Raw genomic sequence first — 11,351 nt, forward strand, 5'->3', positions numbered from 1 at the left:
GGCTGCCCCGATGAACTTCCCAAACAGGCCCTAGTGTCCGCGGCGGCGATGCGGAACTCAACGCGTCATCGAGTGGAACATGGGGTACCGCGAAAGCCCCGGGGCGTAGCCGAATCGGGGACGGCGGTGGACCCCGATGAAGCCAAGCGCGGTGGGGTTCATCACGGACAGTGCTGATGCGCTGGGTAACTCCTCCGGGGGGTCCGGACCGGGCGCGCCGGAACCAGGTGCGCCCGGATGCAGAAGGTCAACGCGGTGGGCCCGGAGAATGAAACCCGAGGTCGCGGGGCCGAGATCGGGCGCCAAGGGGATCCGGCGCGCGGCCCGGCGCCCAGCCGGGGTGGCCCGGAGGTACCGATCCGAATGCGGTGGGCCGGATGGGCCGGCCTGGAGGTGATGGCCCCAACGCGGTGGGCTCCATCGCGCGGGCCCACCTTCCGGGCCCCACCTTCCGGACCCGCTACCCGGGGCTCCGCGCCGGGTGGGCCCCGCGGGGGTCCGGTCCGGCACCGGGGAGCCCGCAGGTGGCTCCGTCGGCGCAGGGGAGGCCCCGAATGGCCCCGGATGCCCGGGCAATCCGGATAATCCCGGGGCCGGGCGCTCCGGGGCCTGGGTGGGTCGGTCAGCCCGAGATCGGCCGCTCGTCCTGCTCGGTGCTGGCCACGATCCTGGTGCCGGCCACGATCGCCTCGGGCCCGTTCAGGCCGGCCTCGCCGGCGCGCAGCCCGAATCGCCTGATCGCGTCCCCGACCGTGGTGGCCTTGACCTCACCGGCCCGGACGAGGGCTTCCAGGGTCGCGACGACGATCGACTCGGCGTCGACCTTGAAGTGCCGGCGCAGGGCGGCCCGGGTGTCGGAGCGGCCGTACCCGTCAGTGCCCAGCGAGGTGAACGGCTGCGGAACCCACCGGGAGATCTGGTCGGGCACCGCGCGCATCCAGTCGGAGACCGCCACGACCGGGCCGGCGGCCCCTTCGAGAGCGCGGGTCACGTACGGCACGGCATCGTCGGCCTCGGGGTTGAGCAGGTTGGCACGGTCGCAGTCGAGCGCCTCCCGCCGAAGCTCGTTCCACGAGGTCACCGACCACAGGTCGGCGGCGACCCCGAAGTCGGCGGCAAGGATCTCCTGCGCCGCCAGCGCCCAGTGGATGGAAGTCCCGCTGGCCAGCAGTTGGGCCCGCGGCGGGGAGTCCACGCCGGCCCCCGCCGCCGGAAGCCCGCGGACCAGGCCCTCGGCCGAGCGGAACCGGTACATTCCGGAGATGATCTGCGCCGGGTCGAGACCCGCGGGCTCGGCCGGCTGCGGCACCGGCTCGTTGTAGACGGTGAGGTAGTAGAAGACGTTGTCGTCCCGCTCGCCGTACATTCGGTCGAGCGCCTCCCGGACGATGTGCGTCACCTCGAAGGCGAAGGCGGGGTCGTAGGCCACGCAGGCCGGGTTAGTCGAGGCCAGGAGCAGGGAGTGGCCGTCCTGGTGCTGCAGGCCCTCGCCGTTGAGGGTGGTCCGACCGGCGGTCGCCCCGAGCAGGAACCCGCGGCCGAGCTGGTCGCCGAGCGCCCACATCTGGTCGCCGGTGCGCTGGAAGCCGAACATCGAGTAAAAGACGTAGACCGGGATCATGTACTGCGCGTGGGTGGCGTACGCTGTGCCGGCGGCGATCACCGAGCCCATCGACCCGGCCTCGCTGATGCCCTCGTGCAGTATCTGACCGGTCTCGGACTCCTGGTAGGACAGCAGCAGTTCGCGGTCGACGGCCTCGTATCGCTGCCCGTGCGGCGAGTAGATCTTCGCCGTCGGGAACATCGCGTCCATGCCGAAGGTGCGGGCCTCGTCGGGGATGACCGGCACGAAACGCGCGCCCATCTCCTTGGTCTTCATGAGGTCCTTCAGCAGCCGGACGAAGGCCATCGTCGTGGCGACGGGCTGTTTGCCGGAGCCCTTCCGGAGCTCGTCGAAGATCTTCGCTGGCGGCTGGGGGAGCGGCTTGGCCCGCACGACCCGCCGCGGGATCGACCCGCCGAGTGCGGCCCGGCGTTCCCGCATGTACGCGATTTCCTCGGAGTCCGGCCCGGGGTGGCAGTAGGGCGGCAGGTCACCTGACAGCGCCGAGTCCGGGATCGCCAGATAGAGCCGGTCGCGGAACTCCTTGAGCTCGCTCTTGGTCAGCTTCTTCATCTGGTGGGTGGCGTTGCGGGCCTCGAAGTCCTTGCCCAGGGTCCAGCCCTTGATGGTGTGCGCGAGGATGACCGTGGGCTGGCCCGCGTGCTCGGTCGCCGCCTTGTAGGCCGCGTAGAGCTTGCGGTAGTCGTGGCCACCGCGGGAGAGCTTGCGCAGATCGTCGTCGGAGAGGTCCGCGACCATCCGGCGCAGCCGGGCGTCCGAGCCGAAGAAGTGCTCCCGGATGTATTCGCCCGACGACGTCGAGTAGGTCTGGAACTGCCCGTCCGGCGTGGTGTTCATGCGGTTTACCAGCACGCCGTCGGTGTCCTTGGCCAGCAGCGGGTCCCAGTCGCGGCCCCAGACCACCTTGATGACGTTCCAGCCGGCGCCCCGGAACAGCGACTCCAGCTCCTGCATGATCTTTCCGTTGCCGCGGACCGGGCCGTCGAGGCGCTGCAGGTTGCAGTTGACCACGAAGATGAGGTTGTCGAGCTCCTCGCGGGCGGCCACGCCCAGCGCGCCGATCGACTCCGGCTCGTCCATCTCGCCGTCGCCGAGGAACGCCCACACCCGGCTGTTCGAGGTGTCCTTGATCTGGCGGTTGAGCAGGTAGCGGTTGAACCGGGCCTGATAGATGGCGTTGATCGGCCCGATCCCCATCGAAACCGTGGGAAACTCCCAGAAATCAGGCATAAGCCGCGGGTGGGGGTAGGACGACAGGCCGCCCGACTCGCCCTCGCGCCGGAAGGCGTCGAGCTGCTTCTCCGTCAGCCGGCCTTCCAGGAAGGCGCGGGCGTAGATGCCCGGGGACGCGTGACCCTGAATAAAGATCTGGTCACCCGAGGCGCTTCCCGGCGAGGAACTGAGATGGTCCTTGCCGCGGAAGAAATGGTTGAAGCCCACCTCGTAGAGGCTCGCGCTCGAGGCGTAGGTCGCGATGTGACCGCCGACATTGAACTCGGGGCGGTTGGCGCGGCTCACCATGATGGCCGCGTTCCACCGGATATAGGCCCGGATGCGGCGTTCGATGTGCTCGTCGCCGGGGAACCAGGGCTCCTGCTCCGGGCTGATGGTGTTGATGTAGTCGGTGCTGGTGAGACCGGGAACACCGACCGCCTTCTCCCGGGCCCGTTCGAGGAGCTTCAGCATGATGAAGCGGGCCCGGCCGCGGCCGGACTCCTCGATGACGGCGTCGAGCGACTCCAGCCACTCGCTGGTTTCGGAGGGATCGATGTCCGGCAGCTGACTCGGTAGCCCGTCGGTGATGACCGAGAACTTCCGGGTTGTGTCCTGCATCACGCCTTCTCCTGCTCCTCGAGCTTCCCGGGGCCGTCGCGATCATGCGAAAAGGTCCTGATCGTACGATCGCCGGCCTAGTTGTCCCTTTTGCAACGCACCGGGTGGGAACATGCATGATCAATGCGCCGCCGCATCCCGGCCGCTCGCTCATCCCATACAATGCCTGAACTCTGGGTGATCGACCGACCCTTGACGGCCGAGGGGGGAGGTTACCCGGAGAACGGGTATGTCATGGACCATCGTGCTCCATCGTGCTCCATCGTGCTCCATCGCGGCGGCCTCGTCACGTACGTCTTGGTTACTTCCGGGTCGAGACCTGGGCGATGTGCGTTGCGTTGTTGGCCTGTCGTCCGTAGTGCGGCCGATGCCGGGCCCCGCGGTGGTGGACAATCACCCTGATGGCGACCCGGATGAAGACGACGACGCTGTCCGTGCGCACCGGCCGGCGAGAAAGTGTGGTGGATCTCACACCTGATGCGCGGCGGTTCCTTGCCGGTTCCAGCGACGGGTTGCTGTCGGTCTTCGTGCCGCATGCCACGGCCGGCGTGGCCATCCTCGAGTTGGGTTCCGATAGTGATATCGACCTGCTCGCGGCGCTCGCGGATCTGCTCCCCGCCGACGGCAGATGGCGCCACGCGCATGGAACGTTCGGTCACGGCCGCTCGCATGTGATGCCGGCCATCATCCCGCCCTCGTTGACGGTGCCGGTGATCGACGGCCGCCTCGCGCTCGGGGTCTGGCAGTCCATTGCGCTGGTGGACCTCAACGTGGACAACCCCGATCGAACGGTCCGGCTGTCGTTCCTGGCGGGATGATTCCGCTCTCTCCGGGGTACTGGCGGGGAGTCACACCAGGCTGACCACGCCGTCGCTTGTCCACAACCGACGGCGTGGCACTTGCGCAGTCACCGGAAGGTCCGGTGGACTAGGTTGAGGCGCACCAGCCGATGAGGATCATCGTTGGATGCGTCCACCGAGACGGGACGCCCTCGCGGTTACGCGGAGCGTCAACATACGAGCAGGAGGTAGTGGAGGGTGAGTCCGACCGCGGCGAACGCCGAGGGTCAGCGCCGAGCGGAGCGGCTGGGAGTCTCCGCCGGGACCCAGGTGCAGTCGCTCAACGAGGACGACGACATCGCCCAGGACCTGCTGGACGCCGTCACGAGCGCCAGCGGGACCGAGCTTGTCCCCGAGGACTCCGACGACGTCGTCGACATCGTCCTGCTGTGGTGGCGGGAGGATGACGGGGACCTGGCGAACGCCCTCATCGACGCACGGCGGCAGCTGTCCGACGACGGCGTGATCTGGCTGCTGACGCCCAAGGCCGGGCGTGCCGGCCATGTCGAGCCGAGTGATGTGCTGGACGCGGTGCCCACCGCGGGTCTCGTCCAGACCAGCACGTTGAGCGTCGCCCAGGAGTGGTCCGGCCAGCGGCTGGCGGCGCCGAAGTCGCAGCGGGTGCGCCACCGCTGACCTAAGGTGCCCGGTCCGGCCGGCCCGGCCGGGCATGGGTCGGTCCGGTCCGGTTCCCTCGGTTTCGGGGTCCGGGTCGAGGCGGGCGTGCACCGCCGTGCTCGCGCCTCGGGGACGGATGCGGGGTGTATGGGCGCCTCCGGCCGCCGCGGGCGGCGCTCGGGGTGGGCCGGGCGGCGGGCGGTCACTGGTAGAGCGGTTACCGGTAGAGCGGCACCTGCTGGCCCTCGACCGCCCCGGGGTAGCGGTCCCAGATGCGGTTGATTCCGAACTGAAGGACCAACGCGCCGCCGCCGATGAGGAAGAGAGCGAAGGCCAGGACCGGATTCGTCTCGGCTACCCCGGCCGCACGCTGGGCGCTACGGACGCGGGTGCCGAGCCGCCAGGCCGCGACGAACGGTGGGAAGATGATCATCCAGCCGATCAGGAAGGCCAGCAGCGACAGCGTCGGGTTCACCTCGATGCGCCGGTCATACTCGGCGAGCTCTTTGTTCGTCCGGTAGATCCAGACGAACGGGTAGACACCCAGGGTCATCAGAGGAAGACCCAGCCACACCGCGAAGGGGTTGCGCCTCCTCCCGAGTAGGCCGGACCCCTGGAACGTGTCGGGGGAGCCAGGTGGTCCGGCCAGGCCCGGTGTCCCATAGTCGGGGGTGGCGGGGTAGCCTTGCTGCGGTTCGTGGCCGGTCAGAGACTCACGAAACGCATAGATCGGAAATCCGCCGGTGGATGTGCCCGGTCCGTCGATCGGGTGAGGTTCCTGGGCGGGGTATCCGTGCGGGGTGGAACTCTGATTGGTCAAAGTGGCCCTGTCCTCATCGGTGTCCATACCAGTGGCGGCCGCGGGGCACGGCACCATGCCCCCACGCATGTCCGGCCGGTGCGGCTCCCGCGTCGATCGGCCAGACTAGGGCACTCTGGCCTCGAAAACCCGCACACCCGCCGCATCGGGGTCACCGGACCGGGAAGGACACCTTCCATCCCGGTCTGATCGCCGTGATCTGATTGCCGAGTACGCGGGTGAACATCCAGGTCGGGTGCGGTTCCAGGCGATATGGCGGAGATCCGGAAGGTCGTGTAGGGCACGCCGCGGATGGGCGGCCAGCTTCGAGGTAGCCGGCAATGGCATGCTGGATCGGGACATCCGTGCCGATCGGTGAGTACCCTCGCCGGATTTGGCGCGGGGCCCGTCGCCGTAGTGATCATCCGTTGTGGTCACCGGTCCCTGATCAGTTCCCCACCTGTGGAGAGGAAGAGCCCATGGCCGTCGAGGTTGGCTCCGTCGCCCCGGACTTCTCACTGAAGGACCAGAACAACGAGGTTGTCACGCTGTCCGAGTTCCAGGGTAAGCGCAACGTGGTCCTGCTGTTCTACCCGTTGACCTTCACCGGCGTCTGCCAAGGCGAGCTGTGCTCCGTGCGGGACGATCTCGCTTCGTTCCAGAACGACGACGTCCAGGTGCTGGCCGTGTCGGTCGACTCGCCGTTCGCCCACAAGGTCTGGGCCGACCAGCAGGGCTACGAGTTCCCGCTGCTCGCCGACTTCTGGCCGCACGGCGCCGTCGCGAGCGCGTACGGCGTCTTCAACGCGGAGCGGGGCATCTCTCTGCGGGGCACCTTCGTCATCGACAAGGAGGGTGTCGTCCGCTGGAAGGTCGTCAACAACATCCCCGACGCGCGGGACCAGGCCGAGTACCTCAAGGCGCTCGCCATCCTCTAAGATCGTCCTTGCGGGAGCCGGCCTGCGTCTGGGGAGTCGTGGAGGGCCGGCTCCCGCCGGCTCCCGCCGGGGCTCGCCGCTGCGTAGTCTTAGTTGACCTCGTCATCTCCCGGGCGCGTAGCTCAGCGGGAGAGCGCTCGCCTTACAAGCGAGTGGTCGCAGGTTCGATCCCTGCCGCGCCCACGGGCTGGTCTTTCATGCTTGCTTCCCTTCGGGAAGCTTCGCCGCCAGCCGCGATGTCTGCTGGGGCCGAGCCCCCCCATGCCCCCCATGGCGGCAATCGGGGCGCTCGAAAGCCGTGAATCGCCGCGGGTGTAGCAACGGGTGTAGCAACGCGCCCGGGGCCACCGTGGGGGAGTGGTCCGGTCAGGCGCCGCTCGGGTGGTCGTTGAGACGGGTGAGCGCGGCGCGCTTGTCCGCCACCTCGCCGCGAATGGGCGGTATGAGATCAGCGTGAGCGGACGGCCGTAGCTGGTCGCGTAGACACCGATCCGCACCGCGAAACCGTTGCAGTCCTTGCAGAGCTGGAGCCAGACCGTCACCGGTCGAGGCCGTCGATGGCGTGTGCGCGGATCGCGGCGAGGATCTGATCCCAGATCGTGGCGGGCAGGCGGATGTCCCGGAGGCCCAGCTAGCCGTAGCGCAGGTCAACGTGGCCGTCCGCGTGGCGGACCAGGCTGCCGGCGACCGCCCACTCCGTCCACTCGGCGGTCAGCGTGGTGAACGTGGCCACGCGGGCCTCTTGGACGAGGCCGGACCAGATGACGCCGGGCATCCGGAGCTCGTGGACCTCGCCGGCATACCGGTACTGGATGACGGCTTCCGCGCCGTCGCGGGCGAATTGGGCCGCGGGGGCGCAGGCCGCCCGGCGCCAGTCCAACGGTGTGCCCACTGGGGTGCCGGGGTCGGTTCACCCCATGCGTCTGTCTCCTCGCGTGTGATGGAGCCTCCCCACCCGCGAGCCGGCACCCCGGGGACGAGCCGGGGCGGAGGGACTTCGCGGGCGGGGAGGGATGGAGGGGGCCGCCGGCATCATTGGCGGCGGCCCCGGTCTGGGGATGGGCGGGGGCTGTGGTGCCTCCCCGCCTGCGACCGTGCTCACGGAGTGCCCTGACGAAGGGCGTGCAGGCGGGGAGGGATCAGGTGGGGCCGCCTCGGGGAAGGGACGGCCCCGGTCTCAGGGGCCGTTGACACGGCGAAGCGGAACGACCCGGTAGCCGACGATGTCGGGCAAGGTCTGGGCGTGCTCGTCGGCGAGCCGGGCCGTGGGCCAGCCGGTCAGGGTTTCGACCGGACGCCCATCGGCGTCGAGCACGGAGATCGAATAGTTCGCCGGTGTGTCCCGCACGGGAATCCAGTTCGCTCCGGGCCGGCGGGTCGGCAGGGCCCGGGAGGGGGAGGGTGCCCGCGAGCGGTGGGGCCCGCTTCTCCTCCCGGTATAGGTGGCCGCCTTCCACCCGCCCGGCGATCCGCAGGGAGAACCCGTCAGCGTCACGAATCCTCCCTGGCCTCCGGATGCCGGCCGGCACATCCGCCGGTAAGGACATGACACACTGCGCACCAGATCTGCTGCAGAATGCAGCCGTTTCTTCATGCATGCAGATGACGGCCATGACAGGGCATCGCTTGACAGGAGGACAAGGCGATGGATCCTCAGAGACAAGCACGGTCACAGTTCGTGACGTATCTTCGAGGCTTGATCGCAAATCGACAGAACGATCACAGTAAGTTGCACCGGAAGACGGGGATCCCGCGCCAAGTAATCGGCGAACGGCCACCAGCTACCGTCACCCAGAGTTGTCGCAGACCTCAACCGGGAGCTGAAGTCCGACGGCGAACTGATCCGCCTGTGGAAGGAAGCGAAGCTCGAAAAGACAGCAGAAGATCTTGAATACGCCCTGCCGGGACCCGCAGGGTCGACCCGGGAGGCCTTGACAATAGCCGATCATCCTTACCTGGCTGCGCGACTCGCCGCCTACGAAGTTCGAGGACTGGTCGCGCTCGGAGACGAAGCCGGCGCACGAAAAGCGCTCGCGCTCATGCATGACCACGTCGTGGCCAGTCCCCCGCTACCCGGAGCATCACCGTTCGGACCCGCCCACGCCGACCAGTCGACAGCGCGGACTCTCGCCCCTCTCCGGCATGGCGAGGCGGCCGAGGCGATGGCGCGCGCATCGGTCGACGCCTACCAACGAACCGGTGGTGGATTCGAAGACCTCGGGAACGCCATGCTCAACCTCTCCCTGGCGCTGCTACTTCGATCCAAACCCGAGCCGGAGGAGGCTGCTCGGCACGCATCGGAAGTGGTCTCGATGTTGAACGCCATCCCGACCTACAGTGTCACAGCCAAGGCCGGAGGTATCAGCAAGCATCTTGATCCGTTCGCTGAACTACCCCCAGTCAAAGATCTACGCGAGCAGCTCGGCGCCCGCCCACGGCTCGCCCTCACCCAGTGACCGCACCCGAGATCCCCATCGTTGTCACGGAACGGCTCATCCTTCGCGGCTGGTTCGACGCCGTCATCGACCCGTACGCGGCGATGACGCCGACCCCGAGACCATGCACTATCTCGATGGTCCGTGCGGGCGGGAGGGGACAGTCCGACTGATCGAACGGGCCCGGGCGCTATGGGAGCGACGCGGACATGGTATATGGGCCATGACCGACCGCCATACCAACGAGTTCATAGGCCGGGCAGGAACCTTCTACGCCGAGGGCTGGCTCGCCGTCGAGGTCGCTGTCTCTATCCGCCGGGACCGCTGGGGGCAGGGACTTGGCACAGAAGCGATCACAGCATCGCTCAACTTCGGCTTTGATCGGCTGGATGTCGACGAGCTGATCACTGTCACACACCAGGAGAACGCGGGGATGAACGCGATCGCGCGCAAGCTTGGGATGACCTTCCGGGAGGTGGCTGACGTCGGCCCATGGAGGGCGAACAACGTCTATGCGATCAGCCGAGTCGAGTGGAACACCCGGCGTGGGGCAACCTCCAGAGCCTGAGCTGCCGGGTACCCATGCCGGAGCCCACGCGAAGGATACGGCGCGGCCGCGCCGGCCGGGCCATCCTGACGGCATGGACGAGGCGCCTGGCAGACCGTGGCCCAACCCGGTAATCGTGCTGCGCTGCAAGAAGCATCGGCGGCCACCGCCACGGTGGGGTGTCCGGCTCACGTTCCGGCCGGTGTCATCCTCCAGGGACTGCCCGGACTGTCGATCGGTGGGCCCGAAGGACTCGTAACGGACGGTTCCAGGATCCGAGAAACACGCAAGAGCCCATCCGCGGGATACCCGCCCAGCGCGTACCCCGCGATTCGGTCCAGTGATGCCTTCGATGCCCTGTGCGCCGCGTTGTCGGGGGGTGACGCCCATTCCCCGATGCTGTCTCAACGGGGGTTGGTCATGTCGTACTACGACGATCAAAGGCACCACAGCTACCACGACGGCAGAAGCCAGGGCTACCAGCAGCCTCACCCGGGCGGAGATGGGCCGACCCGCGGCTACGGACCCCCGATGCCGCCACCGCGGCAGGGTCGCGACTGGAAGAAGATCGGCATTATCGGCGGTGTCGCCGTGGTCGCGCTTCTTATCGTCGCCGCGATCGCGAGCCCCAGCTCCACGACCGCCACCCCGACGGCCGCGACCACCGCCGTCCCGGCGGCGACGACAACGGCCATTACGGTCCCCGGCACGGAAGGGGGTATCCCTACCACTGCCGCGCCTGCCGCAACCCAGCCGACGGTCCCCGCGGTGAAGGCGGTCCCTAATGTTGTCGGCATGAACCTGCAAAGCGCGCAGGAGCTTCTTTTCCCGCCCTTGCGGTCGACTTCAATCGACGCGACTGGACGGGGACGCCTTCAGATCATCGACTCGCATTGGAAGGTGGTACGGCAGGAGCCGGCAGCGGGCACCGTGGTGCCGTACTTGACCGACATCAAGCTGTACGTGGTCAAAATCGACGGCTCACTGACTTAAGGTCGGTCGCACCGGTGGTACGCCCCTACTCACCGAGGAACGCTGACGCCCCGGTGCAGCCGGGGGAGGTGATCACCCGGCGTCTTGCTGACGGCGCTATCAGGGCTTACACGTCGGTTCACACGGAGGAGTTCGTCGCCTGTTTCATCCCTGTGATCTTGCATCCGGGTGATCACGAGTACGTGGCGTATGATCGGCGGCTTCCGCCCGAAGCCGTGGCGGAAGCGTTGCCGGAGCGCAGGTCATGGCGGTACCGATTGCCGGGTTCGCGGTAGGCTTGGGGCGGGCGCTGAACCAGCTCAGGCATTGGTGCCTGGTGGGGGCGCCGTCAAACCGGTGGCGTTCGGGTGCCAGACCCTGACCAGGTCGGCGGTGGGGCAGTGCTCGAAGTAGCCCTGATCGTCATTGACGAAGAACGAGTCCCCGATGCCGAGGTCGAGGACTCCCCAGCCGATGACCGGCTCGTGCCAGGTGATTCCGTCGGCGTGGGGGAACTCGCCCATCCAGCCACCGCCAGGGATGGCGGTAACGATGTGGTCGTCAACGTCGGACGGTATGTCTGGCCGATTCCGGCCGATCGCGGTGACCATCTCGTCGAGGATCTCGTTGGTCCACTTCGCCTGGACCAGGCCTGACTGCGCGATCCGGATCAGAAGGTTGCGCAACGTGTTCGGATAGAGCACGTTGGCGTCGTACACCACCGTGAAGGTCATCGCTCAGTACAG

The 11,351-nt window shown here is 68.0% G+C and carries 11 protein-coding genes and 1 tRNA gene; 7 read left to right on the forward strand and 5 right to left on the reverse strand.

All coding sequences use genetic code 11. The features are described 5' to 3' along the window. Positions 1-622: 622 nt before the first annotated feature. Entirely contained in the window at positions 623-3,457 is a 2,835-nt protein-coding gene (aceE, locus tag ACY45C_RS14875) for a pyruvate dehydrogenase (acetyl-transferring), homodimeric type (RefSeq protein WP_462188204.1), read from the reverse strand. 413 nt (positions 3,458-3,870) lie between these two features. Between aceE and ACY45C_RS14880 the strand changes: the two genes are divergently transcribed. Continuing rightward, a complete protein-coding gene (locus ACY45C_RS14880) occupies positions 3,871-4,275 on the forward strand; it encodes a secondary thiamine-phosphate synthase enzyme YjbQ (RefSeq protein ID WP_462188205.1) in 405 nt (134 codons plus the stop codon). 219 nt (positions 4,276-4,494) lie between these two features. Next, positions 4,495-4,932 carry a DUF3052 domain-containing protein gene (locus tag ACY45C_RS14885; RefSeq protein ID WP_011437440.1) on the forward strand — a complete coding sequence of 146 codons (438 nt, stop codon included), beginning with the start codon at positions 4,495-4,497 and terminating at the stop codon, positions 4,930-4,932. A 199-nt stretch (positions 4,933-5,131) separates the two neighbouring features. On the opposite strand, the gene ACY45C_RS14890 is transcribed toward ACY45C_RS14885, so the two are convergent. Further along, positions 5,132-5,488, reverse strand: coding sequence for a DUF4234 domain-containing protein (locus tag ACY45C_RS14890; RefSeq protein WP_462188206.1), 357 nt, complete (start codon positions 5,486-5,488; stop codon positions 5,132-5,134). A 704-nt stretch (positions 5,489-6,192) separates the two neighbouring features. Here ACY45C_RS14890 and ACY45C_RS14895 point away from each other — a divergent pair. Continuing rightward, positions 6,193-6,651 (forward strand): peroxiredoxin, encoded by a 459-nt coding sequence (locus tag ACY45C_RS14895; RefSeq protein WP_011437438.1) that lies wholly within the window; start codon positions 6,193-6,195, stop codon positions 6,649-6,651. Between the two features lie 111 nt (positions 6,652-6,762). Next, positions 6,763-6,834, forward strand: a tRNA-Val gene (locus tag ACY45C_RS14900). A gap of 448 nt (positions 6,835-7,282) precedes the next feature. On the opposite strand, the gene ACY45C_RS14905 is transcribed toward ACY45C_RS14900, so the two are convergent. Both ACY45C_RS14905 and ACY45C_RS14910 read right to left on the reverse strand, forming a co-directional pair. Next, positions 7,283-7,543, reverse strand: a complete 261-nt coding sequence (locus tag ACY45C_RS14905) for a hypothetical protein (protein ID WP_462188198.1) — start codon at positions 7,541-7,543, stop codon at positions 7,283-7,285. A 285-nt stretch (positions 7,544-7,828) separates the two neighbouring features. Beyond that, positions 7,829-8,146 carry a hypothetical protein gene (locus tag ACY45C_RS14910; RefSeq protein WP_462188199.1) on the reverse strand — a complete coding sequence of 106 codons (318 nt, stop codon included), beginning with the start codon at positions 8,144-8,146 and terminating at the stop codon, positions 7,829-7,831. A 667-nt stretch (positions 8,147-8,813) separates the two neighbouring features. On the opposite strand from ACY45C_RS14910, the gene ACY45C_RS14915 reads away from it, so the two are divergent. The 3 genes from ACY45C_RS14915 (at position 8,814) to ACY45C_RS14925 (ending at position 10,626) form a co-directional block, all read left to right on the forward strand. Beyond that, positions 8,814-9,107, forward strand: coding sequence for a hypothetical protein (locus ACY45C_RS14915; protein ID WP_462188200.1), 294 nt, complete (start codon positions 8,814-8,816; stop codon positions 9,105-9,107). A 103-nt stretch (positions 9,108-9,210) separates the two neighbouring features. Further along, the gene (locus tag ACY45C_RS14920; protein ID WP_462188201.1) at positions 9,211-9,654 is read left to right on the forward strand and encodes a GNAT family N-acetyltransferase; all 444 of its coding nucleotides are present in this window, start codon (positions 9,211-9,213) and stop codon (positions 9,652-9,654) included. A 399-nt stretch (positions 9,655-10,053) separates the two neighbouring features. Beyond that, on the forward strand, positions 10,054-10,626 hold the full coding sequence (locus tag ACY45C_RS14925; protein WP_462188202.1) for a PASTA domain-containing protein: 573 nt from the start codon (positions 10,054-10,056) through the stop codon (positions 10,624-10,626). Positions 10,627-10,925: 299 nt separating this feature from the next. Here ACY45C_RS14925 and ACY45C_RS14930 read toward each other — a convergent pair whose 3' ends face one another. Continuing rightward, positions 10,926-11,339, reverse strand: coding sequence for a hypothetical protein (locus ACY45C_RS14930; RefSeq protein WP_462188203.1), 414 nt, complete (start codon positions 11,337-11,339; stop codon positions 10,926-10,928). Between the last annotated feature and the right edge of the window lie 12 nt (positions 11,340-11,351).

The sequence above is a fragment of the Frankia sp. CcWB2 genome, assembly GCF_977927585.1.